Source organism: Pseudomonas sp. TE6288, from assembly GCF_054062095.1.
The window spans coordinates 175,846-194,008 of the sequence record NZ_JBSSEW010000007.1 but is presented as its reverse complement, the minus strand read 5'-3'; the positions used below and the strand labels follow the sequence as shown (position 1 = coordinate 194,008).

15 protein-coding genes are annotated in these 18,163 nt (G+C 60.1%); 11 read left to right on the top strand and 4 right to left on the bottom strand.

The features are described 5' to 3' along the window. The first annotated feature begins 3 nt into the window (after window positions 1-3). The 3 genes from gcvT to ACVWY1_RS09545 all read left to right on the top strand — a co-directional run bounded on the left by gcvT (window position 4) and on the right by ACVWY1_RS09545 (window position 2,267). Window positions 4-1,125: a glycine cleavage system aminomethyltransferase GcvT gene (gcvT, locus tag ACVWY1_RS09555; protein WP_457378180.1), complete on the top strand. Its 1,122-nt coding sequence runs from the start codon at window positions 4-6 to the stop codon at window positions 1,123-1,125. Window positions 1,126-1,473: 348 nt separating this feature from the next. Next, a complete protein-coding gene (locus tag ACVWY1_RS09550; RefSeq protein WP_139669039.1) occupies window positions 1,474-1,686 on the top strand; it encodes a cold-shock protein in 213 nt (70 codons plus the stop codon). A 92-nt stretch (window positions 1,687-1,778) separates the two neighbouring features. After that, a complete protein-coding gene (locus tag ACVWY1_RS09545) occupies window positions 1,779-2,267 on the top strand; it encodes an RDD family protein (RefSeq protein WP_046854298.1) in 489 nt (162 codons plus the stop codon). An 80-nt stretch (window positions 2,268-2,347) separates the two neighbouring features. Here the strand turns inward: ACVWY1_RS09545 and lptG are convergent, their stop codons facing one another. Further along, window positions 2,348-3,409 carry an LPS export ABC transporter permease LptG gene (gene lptG / locus ACVWY1_RS09540; protein ID WP_023632477.1) on the bottom strand — a complete coding sequence of 354 codons (1,062 nt, stop codon included), beginning with the start codon at window positions 3,407-3,409 and terminating at the stop codon, window positions 2,348-2,350. Continuing rightward, complete coding sequence (gene lptF, locus ACVWY1_RS09535; RefSeq protein ID WP_102682966.1) at window positions 3,402-4,517, bottom strand: LPS export ABC transporter permease LptF; 1,116 nt, start codon at window positions 4,515-4,517, stop codon at window positions 3,402-3,404. Before lptF ends, lptG begins: the two co-directional genes overlap by 8 nt. Window positions 4,518-4,811: 294 nt before the next feature. Between lptF and ACVWY1_RS09530 the strand changes: the two genes are divergently transcribed. From ACVWY1_RS09530 to rlmF, 5 genes are all read left to right on the top strand, one after another. Next, the gene (locus ACVWY1_RS09530) at window positions 4,812-6,305 is read left to right on the top strand and encodes a leucyl aminopeptidase (RefSeq protein WP_457378179.1); all 1,494 of its coding nucleotides are present in this window, start codon (window positions 4,812-4,814) and stop codon (window positions 6,303-6,305) included. A gap of 50 nt (window positions 6,306-6,355) precedes the next feature. Beyond that, window positions 6,356-6,784, top strand: coding sequence for a DNA polymerase III subunit chi (locus tag ACVWY1_RS09525; protein ID WP_102682976.1), 429 nt, complete (start codon window positions 6,356-6,358; stop codon window positions 6,782-6,784). 5 nt (window positions 6,785-6,789) lie between these two features. Then, a complete protein-coding gene (locus tag ACVWY1_RS09520; protein ID WP_277501852.1) occupies window positions 6,790-7,164 on the top strand; it encodes a DNA polymerase III subunit chi in 375 nt (124 codons plus the stop codon). Between the two features lie 128 nt (window positions 7,165-7,292). Further along, window positions 7,293-10,139, top strand: coding sequence for a valine--tRNA ligase (locus ACVWY1_RS09515; protein ID WP_457378178.1), 2,847 nt, complete (start codon window positions 7,293-7,295; stop codon window positions 10,137-10,139). A gap of 119 nt (window positions 10,140-10,258) precedes the next feature. After that, a complete protein-coding gene (gene rlmF, locus ACVWY1_RS09510) occupies window positions 10,259-11,209 on the top strand; it encodes a 23S rRNA (adenine(1618)-N(6))-methyltransferase RlmF (RefSeq protein WP_102685469.1) in 951 nt (316 codons plus the stop codon). A 47-nt stretch (window positions 11,210-11,256) separates the two neighbouring features. Here rlmF and ACVWY1_RS09505 read toward each other — a convergent pair whose 3' ends face one another. Then, entirely contained in the window at window positions 11,257-11,538 is a 282-nt protein-coding gene (locus ACVWY1_RS09505; protein WP_004882926.1) for an HU family DNA-binding protein, read from the bottom strand. A gap of 392 nt (window positions 11,539-11,930) precedes the next feature. Here ACVWY1_RS09505 and yejK point away from each other — a divergent pair, with 392 nt between their 5' ends. From yejK to ACVWY1_RS09490, 3 genes are all read left to right on the top strand, one after another. Then, on the top strand, window positions 11,931-12,938 hold the full coding sequence (gene yejK, locus ACVWY1_RS09500; protein WP_110699888.1) for a nucleoid-associated protein YejK: 1,008 nt from the start codon (window positions 11,931-11,933) through the stop codon (window positions 12,936-12,938). 353 nt (window positions 12,939-13,291) lie between these two features. Next, window positions 13,292-13,534: a hypothetical protein gene (locus ACVWY1_RS09495; RefSeq protein WP_046854291.1), complete on the top strand. Its 243-nt coding sequence runs from the start codon at window positions 13,292-13,294 to the stop codon at window positions 13,532-13,534. 149 nt (window positions 13,535-13,683) lie between these two features. Next, window positions 13,684-13,947 carry a DUF3077 domain-containing protein gene (locus ACVWY1_RS09490; protein ID WP_214500541.1) on the top strand — a complete coding sequence of 88 codons (264 nt, stop codon included), beginning with the start codon at window positions 13,684-13,686 and terminating at the stop codon, window positions 13,945-13,947. A gap of 368 nt (window positions 13,948-14,315) precedes the next feature. Here ACVWY1_RS09490 and ACVWY1_RS09485 read toward each other — a convergent pair whose 3' ends face one another. After that, window positions 14,316-18,119 (bottom strand): YobI family P-loop NTPase, encoded by a 3,804-nt coding sequence (locus ACVWY1_RS09485; RefSeq protein WP_457378177.1) that lies wholly within the window; start codon window positions 18,117-18,119, stop codon window positions 14,316-14,318. Window positions 18,120-18,163: the final 44 nt, after the last annotated feature.

Genomic DNA, 18,163 nt, shown 5'->3' with positions numbered 1-18,163 from the left:
CCGATGTCCGAAACACTGCACAAGACCCCGCTGCACGCCCTGCACCTGGAACTGGGCGCGCGCATGGTGCCGTTCGCCGGCTACGACATGCCCGTGCAATACCCCTTGGGCGTACTCAAGGAGCACCTGCACACCCGCGAGCAGGCCGGCCTGTTCGACGTTTCGCACATGGGCCAGATCATCCTGCGCGGCAACGACGCCGCCAAGGCCCTGGAAACCCTGGTGCCGGTGGACATCATCGACCTGCCGGTAGGCATGCAGCGCTATGCCATGTTCACCAATGCCGAGGGCGGCATTCTCGACGACCTGATGGTCGCCAACCTCGGCAACGACACCCTGTTCCTGGTGGTGAACGCCGCCTGCAAGGACCAAGACCTGGCCCACCTGCGCCAGCACATCGGCAGCCGCTGCGAGATCCAGCCCCTGTTCGAGGAACGCGCCCTGCTGGCCCTGCAAGGCCCGGCTGCGGTCAAGGTGCTGGAGCGCCTGGCACCTGCGGTGTCGAAGATGACATTCATGCAGTTCCAGCCTGTCCAACTGCTCGGCGCCGACTGCTATGTCAGCCGCTCGGGCTACACCGGTGAGGACGGATTCGAGATCTCCGTGCCGGCCGACAAGGCCGAAGCGCTGGCGCGCGGTCTGCTGGCCGAGCCAGAGGTACAGCCAATCGGCCTTGGCGCACGCGACTCACTGCGCCTGGAAGCCGGCCTGTGCCTGTACGGTCACGACATGGACACCACCACCACGCCGATCGAGGCCAGCCTGCTGTGGGCCATTTCCAAGGTGCGTCGGGCCGACGGCGCGCGTGCCGGTGGTTTCCCGGGCGCCGAGACCGTGTTTGCCCAGCAACAGGCAGGCGTGGCACGCAAGCGTGTCGGCCTGCTGCCCCAGGAGCGCACCCCGGTGCGTGAAGGCGCGCAGATCGTCGACGCGGCAGGCGAAGTGGTCGGTGAGGTGTGCAGCGGCGGCTTCGGCCCGACGCTCGGCGCGCCGGTCGCAATGGGTTATGTCGATAACGAACACGCCACGCTGGACACCCCGCTGTTTGCAATGGTGCGCGGCAAGCAAGTTGCCATGAAAGTCAGCAAAATGCCTTTCGTGACACAGCGTTACTACCGTGGCTGAATGAGTGGTTTGGGCAGGCTCGACATATTCGTTTTCGAACCTGCCCAATAACTTCTGAACATAGCGCCAGGCCAGGCGCCACGGCGTTTCCGACAAATCGTTCGGTGATCGGAAAAAGCCTGATTTTCGCTCGTCGCGAGGGCTTGTTTTTCGCTCGGCAGTTGGCGTAGAGTCACTGCACTGTGTTTGCATGGGTCGCAACAGTTCGTGACCTGGGCCAGTAGCCGCAATCTGCTACAACCCGTTCGACGTCTCTTACTTTCCTGCAACCCAGCCCAGTAGTCTTTCACTTACAAAAAGTGTGAAAGAAACTGTCATCAATATTTAAGCTTCATAGGAAATAAGACAATGGCTGAGCGTCAGAACGGTACCGTCAAGTGGTTCAATGACGAAAAAGGTTACGGCTTCATCACCCCAGAAAGCGGTGCTGATCTGTTTGTTCACTTCCGTGCCATTCAAGGCAACGGCTTCAAGAGCCTCAAGGAAGGCCAGAAAGTGACCTTCATCGCTGTGCAAGGCCAGAAAGGCATGCAAGCTGACGAAGTCATTCCAGAAGCGTGACTTCCTGAAAAAAGCCCCTGTGTTGACGCACAGGGGCTTTTTTGTGCGCGCAATTCCATAGAATGGGCCTTTGCCATCTGGAGCTGTCATGCATGTCCAAGCCACTGCTCAACCCCCAGGGTGATTTCCCGCCGGTCGGCCTGGGCCGTCGCCTGGCCGCGATGTTCTACGACTTCCTGCTGTGCACCGCCCTGCTGATCGTGACTGCCGGCGCCTACAAGATGATCCAGATGGCGATCATCGGCGAGGCGCGCATGCGCGAGCTCACCGAGGCCGGTGCCCTGGACGGCGACCCGCTGCTGTCGACGATCCTGCTGTTCGCCCTGTTCGGCTTCTTCGCCAAGTTCTGGACCCACGGCGGCCAGACCCTCGGCATGCAGGTGTGGGGCATGCGCGTGCAGAACGCCGATGGCAGCGCCATCAGCCTCTGGCAGGCGTTGCTGCGTTTCGTGGTGTCGATCGCCTCATGGCTGTGCCTGGGGCTGGGTTTCATCTGGTCGTTGTTCGACAAGCGTAAACGCAGCTGGCACGACATCTATTCCGAGACCCAGCTGGTACGCCTGCCCAAGCGCAAGAAGTGAGCTGCGCGGGCATCAGGCTTGCGAAAAGCACCCGCAAAAAAGCCGACCCAAGGGTCGGCTTCTTTGTGCAGCTCAGGCCATCAACCCGCCCGGCGCATCAACCACAAGCCCGCCAGCGCACAGATACCGGCCGGGATCACCACCGCCAGCAGCGGCGGGAAGCCAAACACCTGGCTCGATGGGCCCAACAGCTCCCCGGCAATGCGGAACACGAAGCCCACCAGCACACCGGTGAACACGCGCTGGCCAAGGGTGACCGAACGCAGCGGACCGAAGATGAACGAAATCGCCATCAGCACCAGTGCTGCGGTGACCACCGGCTGCAGGACCTTGGTCCAGAACGCCAGCCAGTAGCGCGCGTTGTTCAGCCCCTGATCGGACAGGTAGTGGATGTAGTCCCACAGCCCGGTGATCGACAGCGACTCCGGTGCCAGCACCACGGTGTTGAGCAGCTCAGGAGTCACCGACACGTCCCACACCTCTTCAGGGCTCTTGACCACTTCGGTATGGTCACCGCGGAAGTAGGTGGTGGCCACGTCGTTGAGCATCCATTTGCCATCGACGTACTGCGCCCGGCGGGCGAAGCTGGAGGTTTGGATCTTGCGCTCGCTGTCGAACCGGTAGCGGGTCACACCCAGCAGCAGGCCATTGGGCTGCACCGAGTTGATGTGCACGAATTCCTCGCCCTGGCGGTGCCACATGCCGCGCTTGGAGCTTTGCGCCTCGCCTCCGCCCTGGGCCAGCGAACGGTCAGCCTGGGCCTTGTTCTCGGTCACCGGGGCCACGTATTCGCCGATCAGCAAGCCGACCAGCATCAGCACCAGCATCGGCTTCATCACCGCCCAGACGATGCGACCGATGGACACGCCGGCGGCGCGCATGATGGTCAGCTCGCTGCTGCTGGCCAGGCTGCCCAGGCCGATCAGGCAGCCGATCAGCGCCGCCATAGGCAGCATGTCGTAGAGCCGGCGCGGCGCGGTGAGCAGCACGAAGCTGCTGGCGTCCATGACCGTGTAGGTGTCGCTCAGGTCGCCCATCTCATCGATGAAGGCGAACAACGAGGCCAGGCCGAGGATGATGCCCAGCACGGCGAGAATGGCCAGCAGCACGCTCTGGCCGATGTAGCGATCCAGTTTAACCACGGGCCACCTCCGCACGGCGAGCGGCGCGCTTGAGACGCAGCGGCTCCCAGTACATCAGCGCCAGGCCGATCAGCAGGAACAGGCCATGGACCCACCAGATACCCAGCGAGAGAGGCAACTTGCCCTTCTCCAGGGCGCCACGCACGGAAATCAGCATTGTCAGATAGGCCATGTACAGGAGAATCGCCGGCAGCAGCTTGAGGAAGCGGCCCTGGCGCGGGTTGACGCGGGACAGCGGCACCGCCAGCAAGGTGACCACGAACACCAGCAGCGGCAGCGACAGGCGCCATTGCAGCTCGGCACGCTCACGCAGCCCCTGATGCCCGAACAGGTCGGAGGTCGGGATGGCCTCGCGCTCGGTCACCTCCTCGGCGACCTCCGGCTTTGGCAGCAGCACGCCATAGGTGTCGTACTTGATGGCACGGTAGTCGGCCTGGCCGGGATTGCCGTCGTAGCGGTAACCGTTCTGCAGCACCAGATAGCGGTTGCCGTCGGCCTGCACTTCCTGGTGGCCCTTCTCGGCGACCAGGACCGAAGGCGCGCGGTCCTTGGTCTTGTCCTGGTTGAAGCGCTTCTCGGAGATGAACACGCCCGCCAGGTTGATACGGTCATCGGACAGCTGCTCGGTGTAGGTCACCCGGGAGCCATCGCGCAGGGTCTGGAAACGGCCCGGCACCAGGGTGTCGAACTCGGTCAGGGTGTCTTGCTGGGCGATGATCTTCTGCACCTGGGCAACCCCCAGGGGGGCCAGGCTCAGGCTCAGCCAGGCCACCAGCAAGGCGACCAGGGCCGCCGGCACCATGGTCACGGCCAGCAGGCGCTGTTGGCTCATGCCAGTGGCCGAGAGCACGGTCATCTCGCTTTCGAGATACAACCGGCCATAGGCAAGCAGAATACCGAGGAACAGCCCCAGCGGCAGGATCAGTTGCAGGAAGCCCGGCAGGCGGAACCCCATGATCATGAACAGCACGCCCGGGTCGAGCATGCCTTGGGCCGCCTGGGCCAGGTACTTGATGAAGCGCCCGCTCATGATGATCACCAGCAGCACAGCGCTGACGGCGCTCAAGGTCACAAGGACCTCGCGGGACAGATAACGAAAGACGATCAAACCAGACACTCCTGGGTTGTCAGGGGCTCAAAGCCAGACGAACGATTCGGACAGCCAAGACCAATGCCGGTTCGCCAAGGCGAACCTCCATGTAAAAGTGCGCGCATTATCCTGTGATTGACGGCGCCTGTCACTTGGCCGCGCAGCATGGCGCATATCGGGGTTGTCATCGTGGTCGCGGCGGGCTCAAACTGGCAGCTTTTCCGCTGGCAGGCAGCGCCCGTCAGCCGCGAATTCCGAGCGCCTGCGAAAGACAGCGCCCACTGACAGACAGATCATTCGGGGACCCCAGACATGGAATTGGTTGTAAAAAGCGTAGCCGCTGTATCCGTCAAGACCGCGACGTTGGTCGTACCCGTCGGTGAAGGCCGCAAGCTCGGCGCCACCGCCAAGGCCGTCGACCAGGCCAGCGAAGGCGCCATCAGCGCGCTGCTCAAGCGCGGCGACCTGGCCGGCAAGCCGGGCCAGACCCTGCTCCTGCACAGCCTGCCGGGCCTGAAGGCCGAGCGCGTGCTGCTGGTCGGCAGCGGCAAGGACGAAGCCCTCGGCGACCGCGCCTGGCGCAAGCTGGTGGCCAGCGTCGCCGGCGTGCTCAAAGGCCTGGGTGGCGGCGACGCCGTGCTGGCCCTGGACGACATCGCCGTTACCGGCCGCGATGGCCACTACGGCAAATACCGCCTGCTGGCCGAGACCCTGCTCGACGGCAACTACGTGTTCGACCGTTACAAGAGCCAGAAGGCCGAACCGCGCGCCCTGAAGAAAGTCACCCTGCTCACCGCCAAGGCCGGCCAGGCCGAGGCCGAGCGCGCCGTCAAGCATGCCAGCGCCATCGCCACCGGCATGGCCTTCACCCGCGACCTGGGCAACCTGCCGCCGAATGTCTGCCACCCGAGCTTCCTCGCCGAACAGGCCAAGGACCTGGGCAAGGCGCACAAGGGCCTCAAGGTCGAGGTGCTGGACGAGAAGAAGATCAAGGACCTGGGCATGGGCGCGTTCTACGCCGTGGGCCAGGGCAGCGACCAGCCACCGCGGCTGATCGTGCTCAACTACCAGGGCGGCAAGAAGAGCGAAAAACCGTTCGTGCTGGTCGGCAAGGGCATCACCTTCGACACCGGCGGCATCAGCCTCAAGCCCGGTGCCGGCATGGACGAGATGAAGTACGACATGTGCGGCGCCGCCAGCGTGTTCGGCACCCTGCGCGCCGTGCTCGAGCTGCAGCTGCCGATCAACCTGGTGTGTCTGCTGGCCTGCGCCGAGAACATGCCGAGCGGCGGCGCCACCCGCCCCGGCGACATCGTCACCACCATGAGCGGGCAGACCGTCGAGATCCTCAATACCGACGCCGAAGGCCGTCTGGTGCTGTGCGACACCCTCACCTACGCCGAACGCTTCAAGCCGCAGGCGGTGATCGACATCGCCACCCTGACCGGCGCCTGCATCGTCGCCCTGGGCAGCCACACCTCCGGCCTGATGGGCAATGACGACGCGCTGGTCGGCCAACTGCTCGATGCCGGCAAGCGCGCCGACGATCGCGCCTGGCAACTGCCGCTGTTCGATGAGTACCAGGAGCAGCTGGACAGCCCGTTCGCCGACATCGCCAACATCGGTGGCCCGAAGGCCGGCACCATCACCGCCGGCTGCTTCCTGTCGCGCTTCGCCAAGGCCTACCACTGGGCGCACCTGGACATCGCCGGCACCGCCTGGATCAGCGGCGGCAAGGACAAGGGCGCCTCGGGCCGCCCGGTACCGCTGCTCACCCAGTACCTGCTGGACCGCGCCGGCGCCTGATGGCGCGCAGCCGGTGGCGCCCACGCGCCACCGGCTGGCACTGAACAACCATGAGCAAAGTCGACTTCTACATCCTGCCCAGCGACTCGCTGTCGGTGCGCCTGGATTTCGCCTGCAAGCTGTGCGAAAAGGCCTGGCGCCTCGGCCACCGGGTCTATCTGCACTGCCAGGACGAGGCGCAGCGCAGCGAACTCGACCTGCGCCTGTGGCAGTTCAAGGGCGAGGCCTTCTTGCCCCACGACCATGCCGAACAGCACCCGGACGCCGTTGTCGCGCTGGGTGTCGGCGCCGATGCTGGCCAACACCGTGACCTGCTGATCAACCTGGGCGGCGACGTCCCGGCCTTCGTCGGCCAGTTCGAACGGGTTGCCGAAATCGTCGTCGAGGAGCCGGCCATCCGCCTGGCCGCTCGTGAACGGTTCCGTTTCTACCGCGAACAGGGCTATGCTCTGCAAGACCACCGCTTACAGCGACTCTGACGACGATGGACAAGCAGCTGAACTCCCTCACCCATTCCGCCCACCTGCTCGACGACCTGGAGTCGATCCGCGAGCTGCTGGGCGACGCCGACCTGCAACCGCCCCTGCTCACCGAAACCGTGGAGCAGATCCCCCTGCTGCTCGACGAGCCGAGCGCCACAGCGCCCGTCGCCGCCGCAGCGCCGTCACCGACTCCGGCACCTGAAGAGGATGCCCAGACCCGCCGCCAGGACACCTTGCTGCACCTGGACGCCGAACTGCGCGCCGCGGCGCAGTCGATCATGCAAGACGTGATCAACGACTTCACCCCGCACATCGAGACCGAGATCAAGCGCCGCCTCGACGCGCGGCTGGAGCGGTTGCTCAAGCGTTCCGAGTAACCCTTCGTCCGCATCGCGGGGCAAGCCCGCTCCCACCAGCGGGCTTGCCCGCTACACCTGTCTTGAAACGCGCAGCTTGGTTATACTTCCCGGCTTTCCCGAATTAATGCCTAAGGGTCCCGCCGCGCATGGATAAGACCTACCAGCCGCACGCCATCGAAACTTCCTGGTACAACACCTGGGAGTCCGAGAACTATTTCGCCCCACAAGGTGCAGGCGAGTCCTACACCATCATGATCCCGCCGCCGAACGTGACCGGCAGCCTGCACATGGGCCACGGCTTCAACAACGCGATCATGGACGCCCTGATCCGTTTCCGCCGCATGCAAGGGCGCGACACCCTGTGGCAGCCGGGCACCGACCACGCCGGTATCGCCACCCAGATGCTGGTCGAGCGCCAGCTCGAGGCCAAGGGCCAGAACCGCCACGACCTAGGTCGTGAGCAATTCCTGGAGAAAGTCTGGGAGTGGAAGGACCAGTCGGGCGGCAACATCAGCCGCCAGATCCGCCGCCTGGGCTCGTCGGTGGACTGGAGCCGCGAGCGCTTCACCATGGACGACGGCCTGTCCGAAGCGGTCAAGGAAGCCTTCGTGCGCCTGCACGAAGACGGCCTGATCTACCGCGGCAAGCGCCTGGTCAACTGGGACACCAAGCTGCACACGGCGATCTCCGACCTCGAAGTGGAAAACCACGACGAGAAGGGCCACCTGTGGAACCTGCGCTATCCGCTGGCCGACGGCGCCAAGACCGCCGACGGCAAGGACCACCTGGTGGTTGCCACCACCCGTCCGGAAACCCTGCTCGGTGACGTCGCCGTTGCCGTCAATCCGACCGACGAGCGCTACCAGGCCCTGATCGGCAAGTTCGTCAAACTGCCGCTGGTCGGCCGTCTGATCCCGATCGTCGCCGACGACTACTGCGACCCCGAATTCGGCACCGGCTGTGTGAAGATCACCCCGGCCCACGATTTCAACGACTACGAAGTCGGCAAGCGCCACAACCTGCCGCTGCTGAACATCTTCGACAAGAACGCCACCGTGCTGGCCGCGGTGCAGGCGTTCAACCTCGACGGCAGCGTCAACGACCAGCTCGACACCTCGCTGCCAGCCCAGTACGCCGGCCTCGACCGCTTCGTCGCGCGCAAGCAGATGGTTGCCGACCTGGACGCCCAAGGCCTGCTGGTCAGCATCGACGACCACGCCCTGAAGGTGCCGAAAGGCGACCGCTCCGGCACCGTCATCGAGCCATGGCTGACCGACCAGTGGTACGTCTCCACCAAGCCGCTGGCCGAGCCTGCCATCGCCGCCGTCGAAGACGGCCGCATCCAGTTCGTGCCCAAGCAGTACGAGAACATGTACTTCTCCTGGATGCGCGACATCCAGGACTGGTGCATCAGCCGCCAGCTGTGGTGGGGCCACCGCATCCCGGCCTGGTACGACGAGGCCGGCCAGGTCTATGTTGGCCGCGACGAGGCCGAAGTGCGCGCCAAGCACAACCTGGGCAGCGATGTGAAGCTGCGCCAGGACGACGACGTGCTCGACACCTGGTTCAGCTCAGGCCTGTGGACCTTCTCCACCCTGGGCTGGCCGGAACAGACCGAGTTCCTGAAGAAGTTCCACTCCACCGACGTGCTGGTCACAGGCTTTGACATCATCTTCTTCTGGGTCGCCCGGATGATCATGCTGACCATGCACCTGATCAAGAACGAGGACGGCACCCCGCAGGTACCGTTCAAGACCGTCTACGTGCACGGCCTGGTGCGTGATGGCCAGGGGCAGAAGATGTCCAAGTCCAAGGGCAACGTCCTCGACCCGCTAGACATCGTCGACGGCATCACCCTCGACGCCCTGCTGGAAAAACGCACCAGCGGCATGATGCAGCCCAAGCTCGCCGAGAAGATCGCCAAGCAGACCAAGGCCGAGTTCCCCGAAGGCATCGCCAGCTACGGCACCGACGCCCTGCGCTTCACCTTCTGCTCGCTGGCCTCCACCGGCCGTGACATCAAGTTCGACATGGGCCGCGTCGAAGGCTACCGCAACTTCTGCAACAAGATCTGGAACGCCGCCCGCTACGTGCTGGACAAGGGCGAGGACTGCGGCCAGAACGGCGAGGCCTACGAGCTGTCGCTGGCTGACCGCTGGATCATCTCGCAGCTGCAGCGTACCGAAGCCGAGGTCACCCGCCAGCTCGAGCAGTTCCGCTTCGACCTGGCCAGCCAGGCCCTGTACGAGTTCATCTGGAACCAGTACTGCGACTGGTACCTGGAGCTGTCCAAGCCGGTATTGTGGGACGAGAACGCCCCGGTCGAGCGCGCCCGTGGCACCCGCCGCACCCTGGTGCGCGTGCTGGAAGTGGCGCTGCGCCTGGCCCACCCGTTCATGCCGTTCATCACCGAAGAGATCTGGCAGCGCATCGCGCCGCTGGCCGGCATCGACGGCAAGACCATCATGCTGCAGCCATGGCCTGAAGCGAACGAGAGCCGCATCGACGCCGCCGCCGAAGGCGACATCGAGTGGCTCAAGGAACTGATGGTCGGCCTGCGCAACATCCGCGCCGAGATGAACATCGGCCCGGGCAAGCCGCTGCCGCTGTTCCTGAAAAACGCCAACGCCGACGACCAGCGTCGTCTGCAGGAAAACGAAGCGCTGCTGAAGAAGCTGGCCAAGGTCGAGTCGTTCACCGTGCTCGGCGAGCAGGACGAAGCACCGCTGTCGGCCACCGCCCTGGTGGGTGACCTGCAAGTGCTGGTGCCGATGGCCGGTCTGATCGACAAGGACGCCGAGCTTGCGCGCCTGAGCAAGGAGATCCAGCGCTTGCAAGGTGAAGTCCAGCGCGTCGGCGGCAAGCTGTCCAACGCCGCCTTCGTCGACAAGGCCCCGCCTGCGGTGATCGAGAAGGAACGCGCCAAGCTGGCCGAATCGGAGCAGGCCCTGGCCAACTTCACCGAACAGCATGCGCGAATTGCTGCGCTGTAATTCAAACGTGAAGCCATAGGGGGCTGCTTCGCAGCCCATCGCCGGCAAGCCGGCTCCCACAGGTACTGCACTATCCTGTGGGAGCCGGCTTGCCGGCGATGCTTTTTCAGGACCCCACCATGACCCAGAAACCCACCCTGCATCCGCGCAACCGCCACCAGGGCCGCTACGACTTCCCCGCCCTGATCAAGGCGCATCCGGACCTGGCCCGCTTCACCATCACCAACCCCTACGGCAAACCCAGCATCGACTTCGCCAACCCTGAAGCCGTGCGGGTGTTCAACCGCGCCCTGCTCAAGGCCCAGTACGGCATCCAGCACTGGGACATCCCCGCCGACTACCTGTGCCCGCCGATCCCCGGCCGCGCCGACTACATCCATGTGCTGGCCGACCTGCTGGGCGAAGACAACGGCGGCGAAATCCCCCGCGGCGCCCAGGTGCACGCCCTGGATATCGGCGTCGGCGCCAACTGCATCTACCCCCTGCTCGGGCACAGCGACTACCGCTGGCGCTTCACCGGCTCCGACATCGACAGCGTGGCACTGGCCTCGGCCAAGGCCATCGTCCAGGCCAACAAGCTCGACAAGGCCATCGGCCTGCGCCTGCAAGCGGATCGCAAGCACATCCTCAGCGGCCTGCTGCAGGCCGACGAGCGCTTCGACCTGACCCTGTGCAACCCGCCCTTCCACGCCTCGCGCGAGGAAGCCACGCGCGGCAGCCAGCGCAAATGGAAGAACCTCGGCAAGCAGGACCCCAAGCGCAAGCTGCCGGTGCTGAATTTCGGCGGGCAGAACAATGAGCTGTGGTGCGAAGGTGGCGAGATCCGCTTCGTCGCCCAGTTGGTCGCCGAAAGCGCGCAGTACGCGGCCCAGGTGCTGTGGTTCACCAGCCTGGTGTCCAAGGCCAGCAACCTGCCGGGTATCGAGGCAGCCTTGAAAAAGGCCGGGGTGAAGGCCCTGCGCATCATCGAGATGGGCCAAGGGCAGAAGCAGAGCCGCATGGTCGCCTGGAGCTTCCAGGACGATGGCGCACGCCAGCAATGGCACGCCTTGCGTAAATCACGGGCATGAAAAAACCGCGCCCGGGCAAGCCGGGCGCGGTTTCGTCAAATCAACAATTACTTGTTGATCGAGTCGGTCAGCACTTTGGCTGGAACGAACTTGACGACTTTCTTGGCAGCGATTTCGATGGCAGCGCCAGTCGAAGGGTTGCGGCCGGTACGGGCAGGACGCTCGGTGACTTTCAGTTTGCCGATGCCTGGCAGGGTGATTTCGGCGCCGTTTTCCAGTTGGTCGGCGACGATCTGGCCCAGTTGCTCCAGGGCGTTACGCGCGGTGGTTTTCGGCGCGTCGATGGCTTCAGCGATATCGGCAATCAGTTGGTCTTTGGTCAGTGCCATGGTGGTGTTCCTTCCCTATCAAATTCAGTGGTTGTGCAGCGTGCTTGGTCGGTGGTCGGGCCAGCCCGGGACAATCCAGAGGCCGCGTCGATCGCGTATGTAGATACGCAAATCGGCGTTTGGTTCGACACCGCGCAAGCGATCTGCCAGCAATGCGCCACCCAAGGGGCGCAAGACCGCGCAAAGCTACCACAGGAATCGATAAATATCCGCTGCCGACCGCGTTTTTGTTCAGGTTTTTCGGGGGTTTTCAGAAAAATCGCAAATATTTGAACAAAAAACGAACAACCGACATATACGCCAACATCTGGCCACTGCACCACCCTCGCCCTGGGTTAAACTGAACGCCTTTTGCAGCGCGGCTTTTCACCGCTCCTATCACCGAGAATTCCATGCCAATCCGTCATTGCATCGTTCACCTGATCGACAAGAAGCCCGATGGCAGCCCCGCCGTGCTCCATGCTCGCGACAGCGAACTGGCGGCCTCCGACGCCATCGAGAACCTGCTGGCCGACCTCAACGACAGCTACAACGCCAAGCAAGGCAAAGCCTGGGGCTTCTTCCACGGCGAGTCCGGGGCCTATCCGTTCAGCGGCTGGCTCAAGCAATACCAGGACGGGGAGAAAGACTTCGCCACCTTCAGCCGCGTGGCCGTCGAGCACCTGCAGAAGCTGATGGAAGAGTCCAACCTGTCCACTGGCGGCCACGTGCTGTTCGCCCACTACCAGCAAGGCATGACCGAATACCTGGCCATCGCCCTGCTGCACCATAGTGAAGGCGTGGCGGTCAACGCCGAGCTCGACGTGACGCCCTCGCGCCACCTGGACCTGGGGCAGTTGCACCTGGCGGCGCGGGTCAACCTGTCCGAGTGGAAGAACAACCAGAACTCCAAGCAGTACATCTCGTTCATCAAGGGCAAGAACGGCAAGAAAGTCTCGGATTACTTCCGCGATTTCATCGGCTGCCAGGAAGGCGTGGATGGCCCGGGCGAGACCCGCACCCTGCTCAAGGCCTTCAGCGACTTTGTCGAGAAAGAGGACCTGCCGGAAGAATCCGCCCGCGAGAAGACCCAGACCCTGGTCGACTACGCCACCACCCAGACCAAGCTGGGCGAGCCGGTAACGCTGGAAGAGCTCTCCAGCCTGATCGACGAAGACCGCCCCGAGGCGTTCTTCGACCATATCCGCAACAGCGACTATGGGCTGTCGCCGGAGATCCCGGCCGACAAACGCACCCTCAACCAGTTCCGCCGCTTCACCGGGCGTGCCGAGGGGTTGTCGATCAGCTTCGAGGCGCACCTGCTCGGCTCGAAGGTCGAGTATGACGAAGAAGCCGGGACGCTGGTCATCAAAGGCCTGCCGACCCAGCTGATCGATCAGCTGAAACGGCGCAAGGACTGAGAAGGTCGGGGGCGCATTGCGCCCTCCGGCGACCTGGGACAGATCGTCTGTTTATAAGACTTTCCCCATTCCCTGTAGTCCATTTCCCAAACATACTTCCAACCCCTTTCAAGCCATTGCGGTGCTCTGGGTTGGCCTCTAGTCTCGGACGGTCGCTGCACATTCAGCGACCGGCTTTGACAGGCCGCTCCGAACAAAACCGCATGGCGCTGCTTTATGGCGGCTGTGCGTGGGGCACCTCGTGTGCGCCGGTTTCTGGTCTTGTTCACCGGTCTGTCAACCCATGTACAGCTGCCACCTTCTTGTTTGACAGCAACCGGTGGTGGTCCCTATCCACGAACAGGACCTTGACCATGCTTAAGATCGTTCCCGATCCACCCCACAACCCTCATTCCCTTGAAGACACCCTCATCCAGGCCACCGAGTACGCCCTGTGCGCCTTGACCGTGGCCCATCATGCCGTGCAGCTAAAACCCAGGTCGCCGGCTGCCGTGCTGATGATGGCGTCGATGCATGAGATGGAGTCGCTGCGTGTGTTGCTCGAAGCGGCGTTGATCCAGGTGCAGATGCCGGCGCAAGCGCCAACGTTGCATTAAGCCCAATCGCGGTGCAAGTCGCAGCGGCGAACCGCCGCTCCCACGCCAGAACTTCGCAGTACTTAGCTACGTGGGAGCGGCGGTTCGCCGCTGCGACTTGCCCCGCGATGGCGCCCGCACAGGCACCGACCATTTCAGGGAGAACAACCATGACCACAGACAACATCCCCACCACCGCCGGCAAGACCAAGTTCTACCAGGGCGAAGGCATGACCGACCCGCTGTTCTGCATCGAGCCCGGCATCCCCTGCCAGCACGCCCGCGACCAGGCCTCGGAACTGATGGGCTGCGTACGCGACCTGACCATCACCGGGATCATGGAAGAAAAGCCCCAGCTGCTCTGGGCGTCGTATTACCTGAGCGCCCTGGCCAAGGCGCTGATGGATGATGCCGAGTTAGGCATGAAGCACTGATAACTAAAATTGCAGGACAAGGCGGCGCCACAGGTGTACAGAGCCAAGGCGCCGTAACCAGTCATGGGAGCGGTGGTGAGGAGTGGCGCCATCCAACTAAACAGCCTGTTTCTAAGTCAGGGCAGCTCGACGTGTCGGATCTACGCTATACATGGTTGCATAAGTTGTCTTCACCAATCGCATTCATCATGATTCTTGAATGCAAGCCGACCTTCGTCAGGGGATGAGTGCTAGACACGGATCGCTTCGAGTGCCTGCAACCATAGCGGCTCTCAGCTTTACCCAGAGCCGTTCATTTCAGAGCCCCCCTAATCGCGCGGTTTCAACCGGACACGAATCGAGGCTGTGTGGAATGGAATAGTGCGACTTCAAACCATAGCAGAAGGCCTGCTGCGCATCTCGATATGTTTCCCGCTCTCCTTCGGTGTCCCAACGAATCCTCTTTTACAGAGGGCATGAGCGAGCATTGAATCAAGTGCAGTTGGCGGAAAACGTACCAGCGCTTTCTTCGCTGCAAGTTTTTCATAGGCGCCCCCCAGTAGGGTTAGAATAGACGCGATGGCCGTCCAGTCAGCATTCAATCCCACAGCCTGGACGAGCAATTCCATTCGTTCTTCCGGAGTTCGCGAAGCGTCGCCGGCCATATTAGAAACAACCTTCAAGCAATTTCGCGGGAGGTTTACTTCTTCTCTATTTGCACGAGCACAGACTGCTCCAAGCGTATCGCGAACAGCTTCGTCTCCCTCAAGCTCCCGCTCTACAACACCTGCCCACATTTCGCCAATGTCCTTGATGGAGACTTCAGGCGCTCTCGCCAAGGCGCCAACGATATAGGGATCCTGTCTCAGCAGATCAACTACCCCTTTAGCCTCCGACCAGTGCTTCCGGAGGTAAGCCAGTTCCAGTTCAAGCCCCTGATTGCCAAAGGCTTCGTTAATTTCAATATCGAAAGGTACGAAATCAGCAGTTGCAAGGTACTCCCATCGCTCACGCGTCATTATTGCATCGACGATGGCTTCGGTCTTTATCAAGGCTCGAGCAAAAATCTGCTCAAGGGTACTGTCTTCGATCAATTCCGACGCCAGGATGTGGGTTTGCAAACAGTCAAGATCAGGTCGTGCTTCATCCCAGAGCTGTTGGGCCTCTACTGCATTCCTTGTCAAAAAATCAGCAAAAATGTCATTAATTACTTGCTTATTAGTGACATCTGGTGACTCGCCAGGCCTTTCGGTAGACCGGACTACCATATGGTCGTAATACTGCCAACCAGCTGAAGCCGTCGACACTACACGGTCATGTCGAAGAGCGCATTCCCAAATATTATCCGAGAAACCCTCTAACTTATCGAGTTTGCAATCTGTTCTAGCGAAATATTCTTCTTGCAAGGCTGGCTCTCCTCGAATCAAGGAAAGTAGATACCTCAACGCCTCTTCATCTTCTTGAATAACCCCCTCCTGCTCGAGAAGTTCCGTGATGAAAGCATGTGGATCACGTTCGATTGAGATATTTAAACCTGCAATACTAAGAGCACTCAATCGAGTATAGGACACTTCCGCAAGGGAGCCATCTAGCGTGTCGCACAACAATTTAATCATTGGCAAGGAAAGTTCTAAACAACCCCATTCTACAAGCCGCCGCAGTGCATGTTCTTCGAGACCCATCACCAGAGATTTGAATCTTACCGGCTCACGGCGCAACCATGCCCAACCACAGAGTTTAGTATTTAGCTTTGGAATCAGAGCTTCCACTGCGGGAAGGTCTTGAATAATTTCCAGCAACTGAAATCGCCGGTCAGTTACCGCCAACTGATCCAAAACAAGGCTATCCAGTAGAGCGCATACTAGATTTTGACGAGATTTAACTATTTGAAACTGCTCTGCCTCGAACAACCGAATATAAAGATCTGGCTGGATGACGTGCATCGCTTGGATAAATTTGGAGCAAGCCTCACTCTCCAAAATAGCCACTACTGCATCAGCCATCCTAGTCAAATGCTTCCCGCCACTCCTAAATATAACCTCAAGCTTTTGCGTCCGAACATCGGACAGGTCAGCAGGCACTGCCGTGATAGAAAGCTCTACAAGCAGGGCAACAATTATCCCACAACCACCATCCAGATAGTCATGATCCAACTTACCGATTACTTGAGAAGGATTAGCTATAGGTTCAGTAACATCGAGCAGAACGCGGCGGCGAATAGCTAGAAGCAAGTTCTGATCTCCACGAGTTAGAGATCCCTCGTAGAAGAAGCCAAGATAATCACTATAATCCGTATCCAGGTAGCTGCTGCGCAGTAAATACACGATCACATCCAGCCCTGACAGCTGCTCCGCAATAGCCGCGCCGTAGTTTCCGCGCGCAGCTTCACGAAATGAAACAGTTTTTAATTTAACGATTTCTCTTTCAAGCCCCCCTATAGCCTCATCGACGACCTTCATAGGAATCAGCACTCTCGATGCTCGCTTTTCATATGAGGCCCGCACCAAAGCATCTTTGGGTTTAATTACATTACCTTGGGGATTATGGTTTGACCAGCTAGAAACTAAAATACTCTGCCATTGCGTAGCGTTACAAATCAGGTCAAATGTCTCGTCCTGCAAAAAATCGTTTACAGCATATCTCTGATGGTTATCGACGAGAAGATAGTTCGCACCTTCAACACCGCTTGCCTTTAATGCCTCATACCATACACGGAGTCGTGCATCAATTAATTGTTCCTCCCCAAATCTTACGCGTTCAGCTCGTTCCTCTTTTAAGATCTCAACTTCTTTCAAAAGCTGCTGAGCCTCAGTTTCCGCCCAAACCGAGAAACCTGTCAAAGCCGAGTAAACCTTCCCCCTTCGCTTGGTGAGTTCCGCAAACTCATCAGGATACAAATTTCGCACAACAACCATGGCGAACAGCTTATTCTGGTCCAACTCAAGGCCGCCGCGGGATAGTAAATTCGCAAAAATATCGTACTCATTGACAATATTTTTTATCAACCGCATTTCGTCGATGTAATAACACACCGTCTCCACAAGAATAGGATCAAGTCTCTCACCCAGCCTATTACCATTTACTCTACGAACGCCCATGTACTCATTAAGCTTTTCTCGTGAGTTTTCTGAGTTAACGACAGGTATGACCGGAACTATGAGATCGAAGAACTTCGTCTTATCCGTTACCGTGAACAGCTCATCTCGAATGGCATATATAAAATGAACAGGACGCTTAATTTGAGGAGAATTCCGGATCGTAAAGTTAATTTCACGAAGCCGGAAGAATATTTCTTGAGTGCCGAAACGATCCAAGTCCTCGATGACTACGACCCGAATATTGCTCCTCTCAAAGCAGTAAATGATCTCATCAACATTTTTATGTAAAACGGAACCATGGTTCGTAGCTTCAAGCTTGCCGCCCTTGATAGTTAGACCATCGATACTGAGCATTGAAAGGAGCTTTATACTGCCATGCAGCAGGTACCAGATCACATAACAGACTATGCCGACAGCAATCCAGCCAGGAATTTGCATCAAAGCTGGGATAATCCAATCAGGATCAATTCTTGGGAGTTTTTCGACGGTAGGTACGTAGAGACGCAAGCTACCTAAAACAAGTGCTGCGATCGCTGCCGTACGATAATATATCGTGCGCCTTCGGGTCTGAACGATCCTCTTAAGTCGCGTCTTTGGCAGCCGTGCTGCAGGGACGGTGTAAAGCAATTGCTGGACAATCGTCTCTTCAATCCTGGTGATCAGATCACCCGACGACGAGGCTTCGATTGTGGAGACACCGGATGAAGCCCTGCCAGGTTTCGGATCAGATGCTTGTTCTGCCTCAGATACTGGTAAGGGTGAGGGAGCATCTTTACTGAAAGTAGCCAATGATACGTATGCAGTCCTGAACTCAGGATGTCGTTCAAAGAACGTTTTGATGACACTCGACTTGCCTGCGCCGTACCCTCCAGTTAAAGCGATGTTCAAGACCTCATCATTGTCCAGCGCTGCCAGAAGCTCCCGCTCGTAGCTTTGAAACAGATCCTTTTCCACCAGCACGGGTGTGAGAGGCTCAAAAGTGCCTGCGGGTACAGAGGGCCTGATGAGGGATCGGAAAATTTGAAGCCCGATCTCCCAGGCTACTGAGAAGGCGATACATTGTTCTTGGATGCGTAGTCTAAGTCCGTTGAGCATCAATAATCCTGTAGGCCTATTCACCTAGCTAAAGGCGTGAATTT